The organism is Pantoea sp. B550 (assembly GCF_024158165.1).
Taxonomy (GTDB): Bacteria; Pseudomonadota; Gammaproteobacteria; order Enterobacterales; family Enterobacteriaceae; genus Pantoea; species Pantoea alfalfae.
This window is the reverse complement of sequence record NZ_JAMYXI010000003.1, coordinates 1,671,818-1,692,159: the sequence shown is the minus strand read 5'-3', so window position 1 is coordinate 1,692,159 and position 20,342 is coordinate 1,671,818. Positions and strand designations below refer to the sequence as shown.

The 20,342-nt window shown below is 57.1% G+C and carries 18 protein-coding genes; 10 read left to right on the top strand and 8 right to left on the bottom strand.

Features of this window, described 5'->3' with window-relative positions; genetic code table 11:
* Window positions 1–69 precede the first annotated feature (69 nt).
* Together NIM72_RS11030 and iolB are read left to right on the top strand one after the other, a co-directional pair.
* Window positions 70–1,575: a CoA-acylating methylmalonate-semialdehyde dehydrogenase gene (locus NIM72_RS11030; protein ID WP_161735566.1), complete on the top strand. Its 1,506-nt coding sequence runs from the start codon at window positions 70–72 to the stop codon at window positions 1,573–1,575.
* Between the two features lie 112 nt (window positions 1,576–1,687).
* Complete coding sequence (iolB, locus tag NIM72_RS11025) at window positions 1,688–2,506, top strand: 5-deoxy-glucuronate isomerase (RefSeq protein WP_161735564.1); 819 nt, start codon at window positions 1,688–1,690, stop codon at window positions 2,504–2,506.
* Window positions 2,507–2,604: 98 nt separating this feature from the next.
* Here the strand turns inward: iolB and NIM72_RS11020 are convergent, their stop codons facing one another.
* Entirely contained in the window at window positions 2,605–3,447 is an 843-nt protein-coding gene (locus tag NIM72_RS11020) for a MurR/RpiR family transcriptional regulator (RefSeq protein WP_253420338.1), read from the bottom strand.
* Window positions 3,448–4,019: 572 nt separating this feature from the next.
* Window positions 4,020–5,933, bottom strand: a complete 1,914-nt coding sequence (gene iolC, locus NIM72_RS11015; protein WP_253420336.1) for a 5-dehydro-2-deoxygluconokinase — start codon at window positions 5,931–5,933, stop codon at window positions 4,020–4,022.
* A 544-nt stretch (window positions 5,934–6,477) separates the two neighbouring features.
* Between iolC and iolD the strand changes: the two genes are divergently transcribed.
* The 3 genes from iolD to iolE all read left to right on the top strand — a co-directional run bounded on the left by iolD (window position 6,478) and on the right by iolE (window position 10,435).
* Window positions 6,478–8,418 carry a 3D-(3,5/4)-trihydroxycyclohexane-1,2-dione acylhydrolase (decyclizing) gene (iolD, locus tag NIM72_RS11010; RefSeq protein WP_253420333.1) on the top strand — a complete coding sequence of 647 codons (1,941 nt, stop codon included), beginning with the start codon at window positions 6,478–6,480 and terminating at the stop codon, window positions 8,416–8,418.
* 62 nt (window positions 8,419–8,480) lie between these two features.
* A complete protein-coding gene (locus NIM72_RS11005) occupies window positions 8,481–9,491 on the top strand; it encodes a Gfo/Idh/MocA family protein (protein ID WP_253420330.1) in 1,011 nt (336 codons plus the stop codon).
* A 47-nt stretch (window positions 9,492–9,538) separates the two neighbouring features.
* Window positions 9,539–10,435, top strand: a complete 897-nt coding sequence (gene iolE, locus NIM72_RS11000; RefSeq protein WP_161735556.1) for a myo-inosose-2 dehydratase — start codon at window positions 9,539–9,541, stop codon at window positions 10,433–10,435.
* Between the two features lie 49 nt (window positions 10,436–10,484).
* On the opposite strand, the gene NIM72_RS10995 is transcribed toward iolE, so the two are convergent.
* Together NIM72_RS10995 and NIM72_RS10990 are read right to left on the bottom strand one after the other, a co-directional pair.
* Window positions 10,485–11,039: a DcrB family lipoprotein gene (locus NIM72_RS10995; protein ID WP_010253333.1), complete on the bottom strand. Its 555-nt coding sequence runs from the start codon at window positions 11,037–11,039 to the stop codon at window positions 10,485–10,487.
* A 116-nt stretch (window positions 11,040–11,155) separates the two neighbouring features.
* Window positions 11,156–11,821 carry a 7-cyano-7-deazaguanine/7-aminomethyl-7-deazaguanine transporter gene (locus NIM72_RS10990; RefSeq protein ID WP_253420327.1) on the bottom strand — a complete coding sequence of 222 codons (666 nt, stop codon included), beginning with the start codon at window positions 11,819–11,821 and terminating at the stop codon, window positions 11,156–11,158.
* Between the two features lie 204 nt (window positions 11,822–12,025).
* On the opposite strand from NIM72_RS10990, the gene tusA reads away from it, so the two are divergent.
* Complete coding sequence (tusA, locus tag NIM72_RS10985) at window positions 12,026–12,277, top strand: sulfurtransferase TusA (protein ID WP_161735554.1); 252 nt, start codon at window positions 12,026–12,028, stop codon at window positions 12,275–12,277.
* Window positions 12,278–12,329: 52 nt separating this feature from the next.
* On the opposite strand, the gene NIM72_RS10980 is transcribed toward tusA, so the two are convergent.
* Window positions 12,330–14,621, bottom strand: coding sequence for a zinc/cadmium/mercury/lead-transporting ATPase (locus NIM72_RS10980; protein WP_253420324.1), 2,292 nt, complete (start codon window positions 14,619–14,621; stop codon window positions 12,330–12,332).
* A gap of 85 nt (window positions 14,622–14,706) precedes the next feature.
* The gene (locus NIM72_RS10975; protein WP_253420318.1) at window positions 14,707–15,336 is read right to left on the bottom strand and encodes a lysoplasmalogenase; all 630 of its coding nucleotides are present in this window, start codon (window positions 15,334–15,336) and stop codon (window positions 14,707–14,709) included.
* 144 nt (window positions 15,337–15,480) lie between these two features.
* Between NIM72_RS10975 and NIM72_RS10970 the strand changes: the two genes are divergently transcribed.
* A complete protein-coding gene (locus tag NIM72_RS10970; RefSeq protein ID WP_253420317.1) occupies window positions 15,481–15,837 on the top strand; it encodes a DUF2500 domain-containing protein in 357 nt (118 codons plus the stop codon).
* 26 nt (window positions 15,838–15,863) lie between these two features.
* Here the strand turns inward: NIM72_RS10970 and NIM72_RS10965 are convergent, their stop codons facing one another.
* Together NIM72_RS10965 and rsmD are read right to left on the bottom strand one after the other, a co-directional pair.
* Entirely contained in the window at window positions 15,864–16,136 is a 273-nt protein-coding gene (locus NIM72_RS10965) for a DUF1145 family protein (protein WP_003852192.1), read from the bottom strand.
* Complete coding sequence (gene rsmD, locus NIM72_RS10960) at window positions 16,126–16,725, bottom strand: 16S rRNA (guanine(966)-N(2))-methyltransferase (RefSeq protein ID WP_253420314.1); 600 nt, start codon at window positions 16,723–16,725, stop codon at window positions 16,126–16,128. The genes NIM72_RS10965 and rsmD overlap by 11 nt, the downstream gene beginning before the upstream one ends.
* A 231-nt stretch (window positions 16,726–16,956) precedes the next feature.
* On the opposite strand from rsmD, the gene ftsY reads away from it, so the two are divergent.
* The 3 genes from ftsY to ftsX are packed head-to-tail and all read left to right on the top strand — an operon-like array spanning window position 16,957 to window position 20,304.
* Window positions 16,957–18,651: a signal recognition particle-docking protein FtsY gene (ftsY, locus tag NIM72_RS10955; protein WP_161735572.1), complete on the top strand. Its 1,695-nt coding sequence runs from the start codon at window positions 16,957–16,959 to the stop codon at window positions 18,649–18,651.
* Window positions 18,652–18,656: 5 nt separating this feature from the next.
* A complete protein-coding gene (ftsE, locus tag NIM72_RS10950) occupies window positions 18,657–19,325 on the top strand; it encodes a cell division ATP-binding protein FtsE (protein WP_253420311.1) in 669 nt (222 codons plus the stop codon).
* Window positions 19,315–20,304, top strand: a complete 990-nt coding sequence (ftsX, locus tag NIM72_RS10945; protein ID WP_013359347.1) for a permease-like cell division protein FtsX — start codon at window positions 19,315–19,317, stop codon at window positions 20,302–20,304. Before ftsE ends, ftsX begins: the two co-directional genes overlap by 11 nt.
* The last annotated feature ends 38 nt before the right edge of the window (window positions 20,305–20,342 follow it).

The window sequence follows — 20,342 nt, the reverse complement described above, 5'->3', positions numbered from 1 at the left end:
CTGGTCAGGCAGTGTGGCAGGCCACAGGGCCCGTCTGCAGGGAACTTAACCATCTTAAGAGGCAACATCATGACAATCATAGGTAACTTTATTGGCGGCCAAACGACGTTCAGCGCCAGCAACGAAACCATTCCTGTTTACGATCCGGCAACCGGCAAAGTGGTACGTGAACTGACGCAAAGTACCGCTGATGAAGTGGCTCAGGCGATTGGTGTCGCACATGACGCATTTGCTGCCTGGTCAAAAACCTCGCCGCTGCGTCGCGCCCGCGTTCTGTTTAACTTTAAAGCCCTGATGGAGCAGCATCGTGATGAGCTGGCGGCGCTGATTGTCTCTGAGCATGGCAAAGTCTGGTCTGATGCGTTAGGTGAACTGACGCGCGGCATTGAAGTGATTGAGTTTGCCTGCGGGATTCCACATCTGCTTAAAGGTGAATATTCCCCGAACGTCGGCGGCGGCGTTGACAGCTTCTCGCTGATGCAGCCGGTGGGTGTCGTGGCGGGTATTACGCCGTTTAACTTCCCCGCAATGGTGCCGCTGTGGATGTTCCCGATCGCCCTGGCCTGCGGTAATACCTTTGTTCTGAAGCCACCAGCGCTGGATCCGTCTGCGGCCGTGCGTATGGCTGAACTGCTGACCGAAGCGGGTCTGCCGGATGGCGTATTCAACGTGGTGCACAGCTCTAACGAAGATGCTGAACAGCTCTATAAAGATCCGCGCATTGCTGCGGTGAGCTTCGTCGGGTCATCGGGCGTGGCTGAACATATCTATAAAACCGCCAGCGCCCACGGCAAGCGGGTGCAGGCGTTTGGCGCGGCGAAAAACCACGCTATCGTTATGCCGGACGCCGATCTGGATGCCACCGTTAACGCGATTATGGGCGGCGCATTTGGCTCGGCCGGTGAACGCTGCATGGCGCTGCCAGTGGTGGTCGCGGTGGGCGATGATACTGCCGACAAACTGATTGCCCGTCTGACGCCGCTGGTGAAAGCGCTGCGGATCGGCCCTGGGATCAATCAGGGTGCCGAAGAAAATGAGATGGGGCCAGTTGTCTCAGCTGCACACCAGAAGAAGGTGCTGGGTTACATCGATAAAGGCGAGCAGGAAGGCGCGAAGCTGGTGGTCGATGGCCGTAACGTTCAGGTTGCAGGCCACGCCGAAGGTTACTACGTTGGTGGCACGCTGTTTGATAACGTCACCTCTGAGATGGTGATCTGGCGTGAAGAGATTTTTGGGCCGGTGCTGAGCATCATGCGCGCACCGGACTACGACAGCGCGCTGCAACTGGTCAACAGCCATGAGTTTGGTAACGGCAGCGCCATTTTCACCAGCAACGGTCACACCGCGCGTGAGTTTGTGCAGAACGTTGAAGCGGGCATGGTCGGTGTTAACGTGCCGGTTCCGGTACCGATGGCGTTTCACAGCTTCGGTGGCTGGAAACGTTCGGTGTTTGGCGCGCTCAATGTTCACGGGCCGGATGGCGTGCGCTTCTATACCCGTATGAAAACCGCCACCGTGCGCTGGCCGTCCGGTCAGCAGACCGTGTCTGAATTCAGTATGCCAACCTTAGGCTGATCTATTTCAACGCTGATCGCGACCGGCAGGAGAGTCTGCCGGTCGCTTTGTTCGCTGGCACCTCGCCCGTGAGCCTACCGCAGCGTCAATCGTGACAGAGAGGAGGATCAGGATGTCTTTACTGTCGAAAGCACAGGCCCCTGACGCACAGGGTCGTATCCAGCATGTGACGCCTGAGCGCGCTGGCTGGCGTTATGTTGGCTTTGATGCTTATCTGCTGAAAAAAGGGGAAACCCTGCGTCTGACCAGCGGTGATAAAGAGCTGTGTCTGGTGCTGGTGGCCGGGCTGGCCTCGGTGAAAACCCGCCATGCTGAATTTCCCGGCATCGGTAAGCGCATGTCGCCTTTCGAACGTGTGCCGCCATATTCTGTGTATGTGCCGCATGATGATGAAGTGGAAGTCTATGCTGACAGCGATCTTGAGCTGGCTGTCTGTAACGCACCCGGTCAGGGCAATCTGCCTGCAAGACTGATTGCGCCAGCCGATGTCGGTGTTGAGCATCGCGGAAAAGGGCGCAATCAGCGCCTGGTTCACAATATCCTGCCTGACAATGAACCGGCTGATAGCCTGCTGGTGGTGGAAGTCTATACCAACGAGGGCGATACCAGCTCTTATCCCAGCCACAAGCACGACCAGGAGGAGAGTGAAAACGAAACCTACCTGGAAGAGACCTACTATCACCGTTTCGATCCGGAACCTGGCTTTGCCATGCAGCGCGTTTACACCGACGACCGTTCCCTGGATGTCTGTATGGCACCCTATAATCGCGACGTTGTGATGGTACCGCGCGGCTATCATCCGGTAGCGACGCTGGCGGGATACAACAACTACTATCTGAACGTGATGGCGGGGCCGGTGCGGCTGTGGAAATTTACCTGGGAGAAAGATCACGCCTGGGTGAACAGCGACAGCTATCCACGGAAAGCGTAAGTCTTCGCTGAAAAATAAACAGCAATCACCGTTTATAACCCGCGTTCATATCAGTAAAAAGGGCAGCCTGTCGCGCTGCCCTTTTTTGTGTGTGAAACTCAGCTGGTCTTTGCGTTGTTCAGCGCCAGCGAAACCGCCAGCGTCTGTGCCAGGCAGAGTGAGGCGACCTGCGAACGGAAGCCATCGACCTGTGCTTCTCGCACCACAAAACAGACATCGCTAAAGGCAGCCAGTGGGCTGACCTGACTGTCGGTAATGGCAATCTGATGCGCGCCACGCTTGGCTCCCATTTCGACTACCTCGACCGCTTCACGCGCATAGGGCGAGTAGCTGATCGCAATCACCACATCTTTCAGGTTAACCAGGCTGAGCTGCTCGGTGAACATCCCGCCCAGACCATCAATCAGAAAAGCACGACGCTCCAGATGACGCAGCGCGTAGACCAGATAGGAGGCGACGCTGAACGAGCGACGCAGGCCAATTACATAGATGTTCTCAGCCTCATTCAGCAGCTTCACTGCTTTGTTCAGCTGCTCAGGGTTTACCTGCATCGCCAGCTGCTGCAGCGCCTGGCTGTTCACCATGGTAAAGACGTTAAGGATCTCCGCCGGGCTTTCAGGCGCACTGGCGCTGTCGTCCGTTGAGGTCTGACGAAACAGACGCGCGCGCTCGGTATAATTGACCGTCTCTTCCATCAGGTGCTGACGAAAAACCTGTTTCATTTCGTTGAAGCCGCTGAAGCCAAATGCATTCGCAAAACGGATCAGCGTCGACGGCGGCACATCGGCCTGCTGAGCAATTGAGGCGACGGTATCAAAAGCAATACTGTTACTGTTATCAAGGATGTAGCGCGCAACCTGTTTAAGACGCTTGCTCAGCGTTTCGTAGCGGCGACGAATATCGTCCTGCAAGAGAGAAAGTTGGGTGGGATTATTGTTCATCACTTCTGCCCGTATCATTAGAATAATGGCTGCATAATGAGCGCTATAGTATCAGATGGATGGAAAATTTCATTTCTTTGCGTCAACGATGCGGTTTATTTCATGGCTTTATGAAATGGTTCACAGATTAGCCTCAGCGCCCGAGGCGCGCCTCTGCACAGGTCATAACAGGATGAAAACCGGCGTGGAAAGTCAGTGAGGGGAAGAGGGATGCGAGTAAAAACGCCATCCCGGCTGGGATGGCGTGAGATTGTTGAAAAGTGTGCCCCTTCCCGCTGTAAGACTGTGCAGGCTCAGGTAACACGGTCAGATCGGAAAGTCGCTAAAGCCATCCCTGGCCGCTCGGCCCGCGCAATTACGCACCTCATCCCTGAGGTGCGCCCGTAGCCGGGCCAACGCGTTGCGTTGTTCAAAAACGCCTGGCGTTTTTATCCGGGCGGCGGGACGCTTTCCTCCTCTGACCGTGTTACCTGCGCATTGAGCTTATTCGTTGCGGCAACATTCACCCTGCTTTGAATGAGTCAGCAGTCTGAGGCTATCCCGGTTGAGACAGCCTCTGGCAGAGCAGGAAATCAGGCGCGGGCAGCGCGCCAGTACTCAATCAGTCGCAGATAGTTGCCTTTAACCGTCTCAATCAGCGCCTGATCGTCCAGCTCCCCCTGTAACCACTGGCGGGAAGGCTGACCAAAGATAGTGCGGCCTACCGCAAAACCTTTCACCCAGGGCGCTTTGGCCGCCGCGGCGAAGCCCGCTTTAAGCTTCTCTTCGGGCGCATCCAGACCGAGTAACAGAATGCCGCGACAGTGAGGATCCTGCTGCTCAATCAGACCGCTGATCGCCTGCCAGCTCTCTGCGGATAGCGGGGGCAGTTTCCACCAGTCCGGCTGGATGCCCAGACTGTAAAAATGGCTCAGTATATCGAGGTAATAGGCTTCATTCTTATCCGGGTTACTCTCGGGAAGAATCACTTCCAGCAGCAGCTCATGGCCACTTTTATTGCAGCCTTTCCAGACGTCGAGCACCAGATCGTCCTGCTCTTTGCGCAGTTCAGCACTGTCATGTGGATGATAGAAGACCAGACATTTCACGACATGTTCGGCGGGCCAGTCGATTAGCTGCGAGCCGATGTTGCCATGCTCCAGACGCAGTGGACGTGAGCTGGGCAGCTCGATTGGGCGGCCAATCCACCACTTTTTACCCGTGATGGCATTCAGCGCTTTCTGACCATACGTGGTATCCGCCAGAATGCCACTTTTGTTCTCTAGTCCCGCCTCACTGGCCGCCTGCTGAGCGGCTTCCAGCAGCAGCAGTTTAAGCTGTGGAATGCGGCTCTCATCAACGCCCGCTTCCTGCGCCATATCCGCCAGCTGTTTGCGATGGTCAAAGGCGAAAACGTTCAGCTCCGGCCACTGCTGCTTACGGGTGGTCACACGGTGCAGATGGTTCAGACGACTGTCGAGATCGGGACGCTTCACCTCTGTGTCGCGGCTCAGGAAATCATCCAGCTCCGCTTTGGTTGGCATGGCAGGGGCACAGCCGTGGCGCGACACGACCAGCGCGCCACAGGCATTGGCATAACGGCACGCCTGCTCCCAGCCTTCATCATTCAGCCAGCCGCGCAGCAGGCCAGACATAAAGGCATCGCCCGCGCCCAGCACGTTGAGCACGTCGACGCGCACGCCGGTGTGCAGCTGAGTCTGTTCCCAGCTATCCGGAATTTCACCTTCAAACACCACACAACCCAGCGGACCGCGTTTGCAGACCAGCGTCGCCTGGCTCGCCTGACGCACGTTTTTCAGCGCAGTCAGAGTATCGGTGCTGCCACCGGCAATATGAAACTCCTCTTCGGTGCCGACGATCAAATCGAAATAGTGCACCACTTCCTGCAACTGCTGCGTGACCTGAAAGGACTCAATGAAACGTGTTTCACCGTCGCCCAGAGAGGTCAGTCCCCATAACACCGGGCGGTAATCGATATCCAGCGCCGTGCGCAGGCCATTGCGGCGGGCGATATCCAGTGCTTTCAGCACCGCTTCACGCGTCTGCGGATGGGATAAGTGCGTGCCGGTGACCGCCACCGCGCGGGACGAGGTAATAAAGGCTTCGTCGATATCGTCCGGCACCAGACCCATATCAGCGCAGTTATCACGGTAGAAAATCAGCGGAAAAGTCTCTTCATCTTTAATCCCCAGGATCACCATGCCAGTCAGGCGTTTTGCATCGGTGATCAGGGCATCGGTGTTACAGCCCACGCGCTGCAATTCCTCACGCAGAAAGCGACCATTATGCTCATCTCCCACCCGCGCCAGCATCGCTGATTTCAGCCCCTGAATCGCGGTGCCATAAGCGACGTTGCCCGACGATCCCCCCAGATATTTAGCAAAGGAGGTGACATCTTCCAGCCGCGCTCCGATTTGCTGGCCATAAAAATCAACGGCGATGCGCCCGATACAAATCACATCAAGCGGCTTCTGTTGTGTACTCATACCTGTGGTTTCCTTCTGTGATTCGCAGAGCTGGTGGGCGAAAAAACCGATCCAGGCAGGCTCTGCTTCCGGGTCTGTGGGTATCTGGCTGACTATGAGGGGAGTATGAGGAATAAAAATTCCATATTCAATATGAAATGAAATATCCATCGCAATTTTGTGAACCAGGTAAAACTCCTGATTGCCGCCCACCTGCACGATCTCTGCTGCTACGATGTGCGGTATGTCAGGGTTGTGAAGGCGATCGCAGGAATCAGCACGCCAGTCAGGCAAGCTGCTGCATTGAAATGAATTTTTTCATCATGAACCACTCTCTGCTAAACGTTCCAGATTTCCCCGTCGTGATCGCTCGCCAGTCCTGCTGCCATCGTTAAATTTGATCTCACTCGCAAAATGAAATGTTTCTTCTGTAATCGTGTTTTATGAAAAATATATTTGTTTATAATCGCCTCACGTTTCAGTTATTCCGGCCGCTTTTCCGCCAATGACAACGCCTGGCGCGCTGTCGCGGAAGTCGGGGTCCACCAGCATGTAAGGAAGAAACATGGGCACAATCAGACTGACCACGGCACAGGCGCTGGTTAAATTTCTTGATAATCAATTCATCGATGTTGATGGCGTTGAGACGAAGTTCGTCAAAGGCATCTTCGCCATCTTCGGCCATGGCAACGTGCTGGGGCTGGGCCAGGCGCTGGAACAGGACAGCGGCGATCTGGTGGTCTGGCAGGGGCGTAATGAGCAGGGCATGGCCCATGCTGCCACTGGCTTTGCCCGTCAGTCGCTGCGCCGTCAGATTATCGCCTGCAGTTCGTCTGTAGGACCGGGTGCGGCTAACATGATTACTGCCGCCGCCACTGCGACCGCTAACCGCATTCCTCTGTTGCTGCTGCCCGGCGACGTCTTCGCCACGCGCCAGCCCGATCCGGTGCTGCAGCAGATTGAGCAGAGCTACGATCTCAGCATCAGCACTAACGACGCCTTCCGCGCCGTCAGCAAATACTGGGATCGTGTCAGCCGCCCTGAGCAGCTGATGTCCGCCTGTATCAATGCCATGCGCGTGCTGACCGATCCGGCCGAAACCGGCGCGGTCACGCTGTCGCTGCCGCAGGATGTGCAGGGCGAAGCCTGGGATTACCCGGACTACTTCTTCCAGAAACGCGTGCACCGTCTGGATCGCCGCCTGCCGGTCGCGGCGCAGCTGGCGGATGCCCTGACGCTGATTAACCGTAAGCGCAAGCCGATAATTATCTGCGGCGGCGGGGTAAAATATTCCGAAGCGGGCGAGGCACTGCGCCAGTTTGCCGAACGCTATCAGATTCCCTTTGCCGAGACGCAGGCGGGCAAGGGCACGCTGGTCTCTGACCATCCGCTGAATGTCGGCGGCGTAGGCGAAACCGGCTGTCTGGCCGCTAACCTGCTGGCGAAAGAGGCCGATTTAGTCATCGGCATCGGCACCCGCTACACCGACTTCACCACCGCATCCAAATGGATTTTCCAGCATCCCGATGTCAGCTTCCTGAACATCAACGTCAGCAACTTCGACAGCTACAAGCTCGATGGCGTGCAGCTGCTGGCCGATGCCCGTGAAGGGCTGACCGCGCTCACTGCTGCGCTGGCCTCACAGCACTACAGCAATGACTGGGGCAATCAGATTGAGCAGGCGCAGAGTCAGTTGCTGAAAGAGACGCAGCGCGTCTATCAGGTGGAATATCACGATGGCGACTTTGTGCCGGAGATTGCTGACCATCTCGACCGCGAAGCGGTGTTCGCAGAATTTAACCGCCTGACTCAGTCACTGCTGACGCAAAGCAGCGTGCTCGGCACCTTAAATGAGCAACTGCCGAAAGATGCGGTCGTGGTAGCCGCCGCAGGCAGCCTGCCGGGCGACCTGCAGCGCGTCTGGCGCACCAAAGATTACAACGCCTACCACGTCGAATATGGCTACTCCTGCATGGGCTATGAAGTGAATGCCGCGCTGGGTGTAAAACTGGCGCAGCCGCAACGCGAGGTCTATGCGCTGGTCGGCGACGGCTCCTTTATGATGCTGCACTCTGAGCTGGTCACCTCGATTCAGGAAAGGGCGAAGATCAACGTCGTGCTGCTGGATAACATGACTAACGGCTGTATCAACAACCTGCAGATGGAACACGGTATGGACAGCTTCACCACCGAGTTCCGTTTCCGTAACGCGGAAAGCGGCAGGCTGGACGGTGGCTTTATCCCGGTCGATTTCGCGGCCATTGCTGCCGGTTATGGCTGCAAAACTTATCGCGTCACCAGCCTGGAGCAGCTTAAAGCGGCGCTGGAAGATGCCCGCACCCAGACGGTTTCTACCCTTATCGACATCAAAGTGCTGCCAAAAACCATGATCCACAAATATTTCAGCTGGTGGCACCTCGGCGTAGCACAGGCGTCGAAAACCGAACGCGCTCAGGCGGTGGCGGACAAGCTCAACAGCCATCTGGATCAGGCGCGCAAATACTGATTTCCGGGCCGTGCTGCGGCCCGTTTTCCTCTTCTCCGTACGAACCCTACACAGGTGTAATTATGACTTTGAAACTTGGCGTCATCGGTACAGGTGCAATTGGTCAGGAACATATTCGCCGCTGCAGCCATGTGCTGCAGGGGGCTCAGGTGGTTGCCGTCTCTGACATCAATGTTGACGGCGCGCGGGCTGCACTGCAACGCCTGAACATAGAGGCGGAGGTGTTTGAAAATGGTCATGATGTGATTCAGTCACCCAACGTCGATGCGGTGCTGGTCACCTCATGGGATCCGACCCACGAAGAGTTCACCTTAGCGGCAATTGCCGCCGGTAAACCGGTCTTCTGTGAGAAGCCGCTGGCGATGAGCGCCGAGGGCTGCCGCCGGGTAGTGGATGCAGAGATTCAGGCGGGTAAACGCCTGGTGCAGGTTGGCTTTATGCGCCCTTACGATGCGGGCTATCGCGCCCTGAAAAAAGTGATCACCGATGGCGATATCGGTGAACCGCTGATGCTGCACTGCGCGCACCGCAACCCGACCGTGCCAGAAAACTACACCACGCCGATGGCGATTACGAATACCCTGATCCACGAGCTGGATGTGCTGCGCTGGCTGACCAGTGATGACTATAAAACGGTGCAGGTGATCTTCCCGCGCGTGACGTCAAAGTCCCATGGTCAGCTGAAAGACCCGCAGATCGTCCTGTTCGAAACTCACAAAGGGGTCCGCATTGACGTCGAGATCTTCGTTAACTGCGCTTACGGCTATGACATTCAGTGTGAAGTGGTCGGTGAAGAGGGCATTGCCCGCCTGCCAGAGCCTTCTTCGGTGCAGCTGCGCAAAGATGCCCGCCTGTCGAACACCATTCTGGTGGACTGGAAAGATCGCTTTATCGAGGCGTATGACGTTGAGCTGCAGGCGTTTATCAACGATATCAACGCGGGCCAGCTTACCGGTCCTTCTGCCTGGGATGGCTTTGCTGCCTCGGTGGCCGCCGATGCCTGCATCAAAGCGCAGAACAGTGGTGCGATCGAGACGGTAGAGATGCCACCGCGTCCCGCTTTCTATAACTGATTCAGCTGTCTATGCGGCTTGGCCGCTCTCCGCCTGGGAATGAGAAGATGAACAAAGAGAATGTAAAACTGGCGATCGCGCCGATCGGCTGGACCAACGATGACATGCCGGATCTCGGCAGTGAAAACACCTTTCAGCAGACCGTCAGTGAGATGGCGCTGGCGGGCTTTACCGGTAGCGAAGTGGGCAGCAAATACCCGCGGGATCCGGCGATTCTGAAACCGATGCTCGATATTCGCGGCATCGAAATCTGCAATGCCTGGTTCAGCACCTTTTTTGCCAACGGCGATAAAGAGAAAACCATCGAACAGTTCATCGAGCACATGAACTTCCTGCATGCGATGGGCGCGCGGGTGATTGGCTGTTCTGAGCAGAGTAAAAGTATTCAGGGCACCGGGCTTGCGGTGTTTGAAGAGAAAGCGATTTTCAGCGATGAAGAGTGGCGGTTAACGGCAGAGGGCTACAACGAACTGGCCCGCATCGCAGCGGACAAGGGGATGCGCGTGACGCTGCATCACCACATGGGCACCGGCATTCAGACCACTGAAGAGATTGACCGGTTTATGACGATGACTGACGAGCAGGTTGGTTTACTCTATGACACCGGCCACGTCTACTACTCCGAAGGCTCCCAGCAGAAGATGCTGGCGGTACTGGAAAAATATCTGCCGCGCATCTTCCATGTTCATCTTAAGGATGTGCGTGATGAAGTGGTGGCTGAGGTGCGCGAGAACCATCTCTCATTCCTGGAGGGCGTCAAAAAGGGCACCTTTACCGTACCTGGCGATGGCGTGATCGACTTCAAACCCGTGTTTAAAATCCTGGACGATTACGGCTACAAAGGCTGGATGGTGGTGGAAGCGGAGCAGGATCCGGCGCTGGCCAATCCGTTTGAGTATGCGGTGAAAGCGCGGAAATATATCCGGGAAAATACAGGCTTATAAAGTTCTGTGAGCAAAGGCGGGCTTCCCGGTGGGAAGCCCGCCTTTTGTTTTACTTCAGCGTAATGCTTTTCACAATGTTGTCAGCATCGCTCTGTGCCTGCTGCTGATTATCGCCTGGCAGCGTAATCTGCAGTGTCACCAGCTTGCCATCCACTTTTGCCAGAACCACGGAAGACCATGAGGTCTGGTTGTTAGCAGAAATCACCGTATCCAGCTGCTGGGCGGGCTGATCTTTCAGCGTCACAGATTTGTTCGACACCACCTGCAACTGTGGATCGCGGTTACGCTGCTGCTGTTCCATGCGCTGCGACAGCACATCCAGACCATCATTGGTCGGGTCACCGGCAATCACAATAATGGCGCGGGCACCGGTTTCATCCGCATAAACGTGCATGTTCGTAGTCTGCGAACCCAGTTTACCGCTTTTATCGGACATGCCTGGTGGCAGCGAGAAGCTCAGTTTGCCATCCATCAGCGTGACGGTCTGCGCCGACTGACTGGCGCTGACGCCGTTGTCGTTCGCCGCTTCATCTTTCTTCTGGTCACAGGCCGCCAGGCCAAGTACCAGTAAACCCATTCCTACATATTTCACCAGGTTGCGCATCAGAATCCCTTTTTAAGTTTCCAGTCAGGCATTAATACAACAGGAATCAGGTTGCAAACGCAACCTGATGATTGTCAGAAGATCTTAGCGGATAGGAGTGGAAACCGTATGGGCACTTAGCCGAAATTGACCTGGCGGGCGGTCTGGCGTTCAGCCAGACGTTTCAGCGCGGCATTGAGCAGTACGCCGTAGGCGGGCAGGAAGAAGACCATGCAGATCAGCACCTTGAAGCTGTAATCTACCAGAGCAATCTCAACCCAGTGCTGCGCCATAAACGCATCGGGGCTTTTATAGAAGGCGATAAAGAAGAAGGCCAGCGTATCGCTGATATTCCCCAGGAACATGGCGCAGCCGGGTGCTATCCACCACTGAGGCAGACGACGCAGACGGTTAAAGACATGAACGTCGAGGATCTGACCCAGTGCATAAGCCATAAAGCTGGCGCAGGCGATACGGGCCACAAACAGGTTCATCACTTCCAGCGCCTGCCAGCCCTGCCATTCACCCTGATAGAACAGCGCCGAGACGCCATAAGAGATAAACAGCGCCGGGATCATTACGGCCAGAATAATGCGTCGGGCCAGCGGTGCGCCAAAAATACGCACGGTGAGATCGGTCGCCAGGAAGATAAACGGGAAGCTGAACGCGCCCCAGGTGGTGTGGAAGCCAAAGACGGAGATCGGCAACTGAACCAGGTAGTTACTGGAGGTGATCACCAGCAGGTGAAACAGCGATAGCCAGAAAAGCGCATTCATGCGCTGACGTGAAGAAAATGCGAGCATATTCAACCTTTTTAATGTTGGGGTGAGGGAACCCATTGCGGGACGCCGTTCGGGCAGCGCCTGGCAGTTTTATGAGCAAAAAGCGGCGGCATATTACCGCGTTGTGCTTTTTATGCAATGGTTAATTTTAACGCAATCGTTATCGCCTTGCTTCACCGCCAGCACGCGCTAGAATGAGCGCCCCTTACCTGAACCGAGTTGATTATGAGCGATGCCTTTTCCTCTGCCGACCATCAGCTGGACGCCCGTGGCCTGCGTTGCCCGGAGCCGGTGATGATGGTGCGCAAAACCGTACGCAGCCTGCAGGATGGCGAGACGTTACTGATCATCGCCGATGATCCGGCAACGACCCGCGATATTCCCGGCTTCTGCCGCTTTATGGAACATGGCCTGCTGGCGCAGCAGACCGACACGCTGCCCTATCAGTTTCTGATCCGCAAAGGTATAGCCGGTTAACAGCAGCCGTTCAGGCCGCCGTTAACCGCACTCTTCAGACAGCGCTTTTTACTCAGGCGCGACGTCGCAGTAACCGCAGCGCGTTGGCCGTGACCAGCGCGGTCGCCCCGGAATCTGCCAGCACGGCCAGCCAGAGTCCGGTCAGACCCAGCAGGGTAGTGACCAGGAAAATCGCCTTCAGCCCCAGCGCAATACCGACATTCTGGCGGATGATGCGCCGTGTCCGCCGTGCCAGTGCTATCATCGGCACCAGATTGCTGAGCTGATTACGCGTCAGGGCCGCATCGGCCGCTTCCAGCGCGACATCGGTGCCGCTGCCCATCGCAATGCCCAGCGTTGCCGCTTTCATTGCTGGCGCGTCGTTAATGCCATCCCCGACCATCGCCAGCGGCTGTTGCTGACTCAGTTCACGGATCGCCGCGACTTTATCGGCGGGCAGCAGGCTGGCGCGATAATCAATATCCAGCTGGCGGGCAATGGTCGCCGCAGCGCGCGGGTTATCACCGGTCAGCATCAGGCTCTCAATACCCAGCTTTTTCAGCGCTTTTAACGCATCGGCGGCGTCGTCGCGCAGCTGATCGCGCAGAGCCAGCGCACCCAGTGCTTCGCCATTGCGCATCAGCACCACCAGCGTTTCACCTTCGGCTTCCTGTTGCGCTATCTGCGCATTTTGCTGCGGCGTCAGACCGGGCGTATGGCTGGGCGTCAGCAGCTGAATCTGCTGGCCTGAGACCTGCGCACGGATGCCGCGTCCCGCCTGCACCTGCTGATCCTGCGCGTCAGGAATCACCAGGTTACGCGCCTGCGCGGCCGCCACGATAGCGCTGGCCAGTGGATGGGTGGCACCCTGTTCTGCAGCGGCGCTCAGCGCCAGCATCTCTGACTCGCTGGCCGTACCAAAGCGCAGGATCTGCGTCAGCTGTGGCTTGCCCAGCGTCAGTGTACCGGTTTTATCAAACGCCATTCTGCGCACCGAACTCAGCCGCTCCAGCGCCGCACCGCCTTTGATCAGTGCGCCCTGACGCGCCGCCGCAGCCAGCCCCGAGGTAATGGCTGCTGGCACTGAGATCACCAGTGCACAGGGGCAGCCAATCAGTAACAGGGTCAGCCCTTTATAGATCCACGGCTGCCAGTCGCCTGCGAAGAGCAGGGGCGGCACCATCATGACCAGCAGCGACAGCAGCATCACCAGCGGCGTATAGATGCGGCTGAACTGGTCGATAAAGCGTTCGACCGGCGCACGGTGCGTTTCCGCTTCCTCGATCAGTTGCAGGATACGGTCAATCGCGCTTTCACCCGGCTTCGATACCACTTCCAGCATCACCAGCCGATCCACGCTGGTGGCACCGGCAAGGATTTTTTCACCCTTGGTGTGCGTAACCGGCAGCGACTCACCGGTCAGCGCGCTCTCATCGAAACTGGCGAGCGGGCTGATTAAACAGCCATCGACCGGCAGGCGGCTGCCCGCCGCGACTTCAATCACATCACCCGGTTGCAGCGCCGCCAGCGGCACTTCACTGCGTTTGCCCTGTTCCAGACGAATCGCCGATTCAGGCCGCAACGCCATGAGACTGGTGACGCCGCTGCGTGCCCTGGAGGCGGCATAGCTTTCCAGCTTTTCGCCCAGCTGAAACAGCATCAGTACCATCGCGGCTTCGGCGTGCGCGCCAATGATCAGTGCGCCAGCCGACGCCAGGGTCATTAAGGTCTCAATGGTAAAAGGCGATCCGCTGCGCAGACGCTGCCAGGCACCGCGCGCCACCGGGATCAGGCCGACCAGGGTGGTCAGCACAAACAGCCGATCGCCCCAGAGGGGCGCGAACTGGCTGAGAACGCTGCTGGCGAGCACCAGCAGTGCCAGTAAAATCAGCATGCGGTTATGTTGCCAGTCGGGCTTAGCGGGGAATGTGGCCGACGTGGCTGATGGGGTTGCGAGCTGGAAGCCGGCTTTTTTCACCGCCTGTTCAACGGCGTTCAGTACATCGTGGTCAGCGTTAACCACCAGCTTCTCGCTGCTGAACAGCACACGGGCGTCGGTCACACCACTTATCTGACGGACAGCGGTTTCAATAGTGCGGGCACACGACGGGCAATCCATCCCGCTGACCTGCCAGCTAAAGGGATAACTGTCGGCACCTCGCCGGTCGCTTTCCTCAGCGGGGTCGGTGTCGTTGCCAGGGCTGCTGTTGCAGTCACAGCAACAGCCTGCCGTCTCCGCAGGTACAGGCGTCGCGGCGTGAATAGAAAGGGAGAGGGGGCGAGTCTGGCGAACCTGGCACAGCGGTTTTGCTGCGGCGTGACTGGCACGGGGTTTGCCGCAGCCACAGGCGTGATGTTGATGCATATGACCTCCGGATAATGGGATGAGCAACGCTGCCCATCCCGCTATCCTACACTCTAGAGTGAACTCCAGAGTCAAGGCTATTTTCTCAGACGACCCACAACGAGCGCACGATCATAAAGTGACCGGCGAAGTAGCAGGCGGCAACAATCGCGCTGTCGGCGGTAAAGCGGCGACGATAGTGTGAGATAAACCAGACGGCGTTTGCCAGCAGCAGCAGACCGGCACCCACCATGATCGAGAAGCTGTAATCGGTCGGGCGGAAGAAGTACTGCTCGGTCGCTATCCAGGTCATTACCAGCGTCATGCCGATAAAGGTGCAGACAGGCCAGCGCAGATCTTCCAGTCGGCTCCAGATGACGCCAATCAGAGCGGCACCGATGATGAGCAGCGTTAGCGGGATCGGCCAGAAGAAGGTCATGGTCATGCTGGCGGCGAAGCAGAGGGTATAAAGCAGGTGCGACAGGAAGAAAGCCCCGACGGCATAGAGCATCTGCTGACGCGGCAGCAGCGTTAACGCATCACCGACCAGCGTCGCGACCAGACCGGCCAGAATCAGGTAGTCCGTAGTCTGCAGCACAGGTGCCTGCCAGGCCAGCCCGACAAGCAGCAGCAGCGTGACCGGTTTAAATAACCAGCGTTGCCATTGCGGGCCGCGATAGGTGGCGTCGACATAGAGCCAGCCGGAGAAAAGTACAGCGAGGAAAGACCAGAGCATTGTTTCTCCCTTTTTTATTCAAAATGGTGAAAGATCCCAAAATATCCTTTCCAGTTTAGGTTAAGCCTCTGAGATGTGACAATCAGGCAACTCTGGTTGTATGCTTTGCCGCCTGATTAATCATTCTGCAGGCACCAGATCGCTATGAGCAAACCGCCGCTAATCTTTATTATCGTTCTGGCGATTATCGCCGTGCTGGCGACCCGTCAGTTCATTAAGCAACGCCGGGAAGTGGCGGTGAATGACGCTTCACCCGAGCGTTCTCTGCAGGTTGAGGTCAAAACCAAACGTGAATTTCCTGCACCCAATCGCCGTTCACGGCAGCGGGAAGTTATCGCCGGGGAAGAGATGCGCTACGAGGTGCTGCTTCACCCGCTGAACGGTGCCAGCGACATCAAAGTGCAGCTTAAAGAGGCGGAATATCATCAGCTGGACAAGGGTGTCAAAGGCGAGCTGAAGATGCAGGGCACGCGCTTTATCAGCTTCACACCCCGACAGTAACAGGCGGGCATTGCGCCCGCCCGGGTTTATTTCTTACGTGGGAAGTTTTTCTTCTGCCAGGCGACCAGTTCGAATACCCCGAACAGAAACACTTTGGCCTGGGTGACGCGGTCAATCGGCGGCGCATCTTTGGTCTGCGTGGTGCGCAGTAACACCAGCTGCAGACCATGCATCAGGATCATGAAAATCAGCGCAACGTTGATAAAATAAGTCAGTGGCTTCGGGTAGGGATGGACCAGATTAGCCAGTAAAAATCCCCACACGCATAGCATCAACAGACGCCCCAAATTAAGTAACATCCTGCGTCTCCTGTTGACGTTGATACAAACGATAAGCCACTTGTCCGGCTATTTTCTCGCGATAAAGATCCCACTCTGGCGGCACCGGCGGTGTGCCATTTTCCACTTCACTTTCGACGTAAATCAGCGCCTGGTCGGCCAGCCAGTGATTCTGCTCCAGCAACTGTAACGTCTGTTCCAGCAATCCCTGACGAAACGGCGGATCAATAAACACCACATCAAAGGGTGTACCCGCCTGTGCCAGCCAGTTTAGCGCATTGGTCTGAACCACGGTGCCATTCGTGGCGCGCAGCGTCTGCAGATTTTTTGATAACTGCTGTGCTACCGGACGTTCCAGCTCCAGCAGCGTCGCCGATCCCGCGTAACGCGACAGCGCTTCCAGTCCTAATGCGCCGCTACCGGCAAAGCAGTCGAGGCAGCGCGCTTCTGGCAGCACCGGGGCCAGCCAGTTAAACAGCGTCTCGCGAACCCGATCGGTCGTGGGGCGCAGTCCGGCGCTGTCCGGCACCGGCAGTTTGCGTCCGCGCCACTGGCCGCCAATGATGCGAATCTGCCCGGCACCGCCTGTACTGCGGGGGTTTTTATTCATCTTGCTCACAACTCGTCATAATTTGTTGCGTAGTTTAACGGGCGAATCGGTGAGAAGAAACGTTAAAAAAGGGTGCTGTGGTGAGCTGGCTGGAAAGTGTTAGACTACTGAGTTGCTGAAGTCATGCATTATTCTGCGGTTTACGCCGGTCTGGCGCTGACCAATTTCATTGATTTACCCCTGGAAACCACGCGCGACCGGGACAAAGCCATCGAGGAGTGTCGTCACACAATGGCAAAAGAGAAAAAACGTGGCTTTTTTTCCTGGCTGGGATTTGGCAAAGAGGAAGAGAAACAACCTGTAGCGGAGGAGCAGACACCAGAGGTCGCTGAACCCGCACAGCAGCAGACAGAACAGGAAGCCCCGGCATTAAGCCAGGCTGAAGCACAAGCGGAAGAGACTGTCGTCATCACCGAAACGGTGGCCGGGCAGCAGCGTGAGGCGGAAGTCACTGCGGCAGCGCCGCATGAATCAGCACCTGCGGTGCTGGATGAGGCTGAGCCGATTGAGGCCGACCCTGAAGCGCTGCTGGAGGTTGCCGCACCTGAACATGATGCGACGCCGGTCATAGACGCCGACGACGTGGTCACGCCGATCGCTGACGCGGAACCCGCAGACGCGCCGTTAAGCGAAGAAGAGCTGACGGCACTGGCGCTCGGCGACGCAGAAATCGTTGACATCCCGCACAGCGAAACCGACGCGCCGTTAAGCGAAGAAGAGCTGACGGCGCTGGCGCTGGGCGATGCAGAGATCGTCGAAACCCCGCACAGTGAAGCACAGTTAAACGACGAAGTGCCCAGGCCACAGGTGCTGGATGACGCCGCGAGCGCTGAAACGCAGGATAGCGAAGCAGACGCGCCGCTGACTGAGGAAGAGCTGACTGCACTGGCACTGGATGACGCCGATGTCACGGACCAGGAACCGACTGAGTCGCTATCCGATACCGTCAGCGATCTGCCGCTGGCCGCCGCGCCGCTCATCGTGCAGGAGCAGGAGCGTCCCAGCAAAGAGGGCTTCTTCTCCCGCCTGAAGCGCAGCCTGGTCAAAACCCGTCAGAACCTCGGTTCCGGTTTTATCAGCCTGTTCCGTGGCAAAAAGATTGATGATGACCTGTTTGACGAGCTGGAAGAGCAGTTGCTGATTGCGGATGTGGGCGTGGATACCACGCGTCGCATCATCACCAACCTGACCCAGCAGGCAAACCGCAAGCAGTTGCGTGACGCGGAAGCGCTCTACAGCCTGCTGAAAGCAGAGATGGCCTCGATTCTGGCGAAAGTGGATGCGCCACTGGATGTCTCAGGTAAAACGCCATTTGTCATCCTGATGGTGGGCGTCAATGGCGTGGGTAAAACCACCACCATCGGTAAGCTGGCACGCCAGTATCAGGCCGAGGGCAAGTCCGTGATGTTAGCGGCCGGTGATACCTTCCGCGCCGCAGCGGTTGAGCAACTGCAGGTGTGGGGCCAGCGCAATAACATTCCGGTCATTGCGCAGCACACCGGCGCAGATTCCGCTTCGGTGATTTTCGATGCCATTCAGGCCGCGAAATCACGCGGCGTTGACGTGCTGATTGCCGATACGGCGGGTCGTCTGCAGAACAAATCGCACCTGATGGAAGAGCTGAAAAAAATCACCCGCGTGATGAAAAAGCTGGATGATTCCGCACCTCACGAAGTGATGCTGACGCTGGATGCCAGCACCGGACAGAATGCGGTCAGCCAGGCCCGACTGTTTAATGAAGCCGTCGGCCTGACCGGGATTGCGCTTACCAAGCTGGATGGCACCGCCAAAGGCGGCGTGATCTTCTCGGTGGCCGATCAGTTCGGTATTCCGATTCGCTACATCGGCGTCGGTGAAGGCATTGAAGATTTACGGCCGTTTAAGGCGGAAGATTTTATTGAGGCACTGTTTGCCCGAGAGGACTAATTAGGATGATTCGCTTTGAAGAGGTCAGTAAGGCATATCTCGGCGGACGTCAGGCGCTGCAGGGGGTAGATTTCCATCTGCGTCCCGGCGAAATGGCGTTTCTGACCGGCCACTCCGGTGCCGGTAAAAGTACCTTGCTGAAGCTGATTTGTGGCATTGAGCGCCCGAGTGCCGGAAAAATCTGGTTCAGCGGCCATGACATTTCCCGCCTGCGTAACAGTGAGGTGCCTTTCCTGCGTCGTCAGATTGGCATGATCTTCCAGGATCACCACCTGCTGATGGATCGGTCGGTTTATGACAATGTGGCGATCCCGCTGATTATTTCCGGTGCCAGCGGCGAGGATATCCGTCGTCGCGTCTCGGCGGCGCTGGATAAAGTAGGCCTGCTCGACAAAGCGAAAAGTTATCCGATTCAGCTTTCGGGCGGTGAGCAGCAGCGTGTGGGCATCGCCCGTGCGGTGGTGAACAAGCCAGCCGTACTGCTGGCCGATGAACCGACCGGTAACCTCGACGACGCGCTGTCAGAAGACATTCTGTGCCTGTTCGAAGAGTTCAACCGCGTCGGCGTCACCGTCCTGATGGCGACGCATGACAGCGGCCTGATCGCCCGACGTAACTACCGGATGATGACGCTGAATCAGGGACGTCTGCACGGAGGCCACGATGGTCAATAAACGCATTAAACGTCCGGCTGCGCCGAAAGCTAAGCAGCCGTCGAAGTCGAAGAGTAAAGCGCTGAAGGGCGGCTGGCAGGAGCAGTGGCGCTATGCGCTGCGCGGTACGCTTTCGGATATGTGGCGTCAGCCGCTGGCTACACTGCTGACGGTGATGGTCATCGCCATTTCTCTGACGCTGCCCAGCGTCTGCTACATGGTGTGGAAAAACGTCAGTCAGGCGGCCACGCAGTGGTATCCGGCGCCGCAGTTGACCGTTTATCTCTCCAAAACGCTGGATGACACGGCGGCAGAAAATGTGGTGGCGCAGCTCAAGCAGGTCGAAGGCGTAGATAACGTCAACTACCTGACGCGGGAAGAGGCGCTGAATGAGTTCCGTAACTGGTCGGGCTTTGGTGGCGCAATGGATATGCTGGAGCAGAATCCGCTGCCTGCGGTAGCCATCATCACGCCTAAGCTCAACTTCCAGAACTCAGACACCATGCAGAGCCTGCGCGATCGGGTGAGTAAAGTGCAGGGCGTGGATGAAGTGCGAATGGATGACAGCTGGTTTGCGCGGCTGGCGGCACTGACCGGGTTGGTGGGGCAGATTGCCTCCATGATTGGCGTGCTGATGATTGTGGCAGTGTTCCTGGTGATCGGTAACAGTGTCCGCCTCAGCATCTTTGCGCGACGCGACACCATTAACGTGCAGAAGCTGATTGGTGCCACCGATGGCTTTATCCTGCGTCCATTCCTCTATGGCGGCGCGCTGCTGGGCTTCAGCGGTGCGGTGCTGTCGCTGCTGCTGTCAGAAGTGCTGGTGCTGCGTCTGCAGTCGGTCGTCGCCAGTGTGGCAACCGTATTTGGTACCACCTTCTCGCTGGAAGGCTTCTCCTGGGATGAAGCGCTGCTGCTGCTACTGATTGCGGCCATCATCGGCTGGGTGGCAGCCTGGCTGGCAACGGTACAACATTTACGTCGATTTACGCCGCAGTAAACGCCTGCAACATTTTTTTGTTATAATGGTCCTCTGCT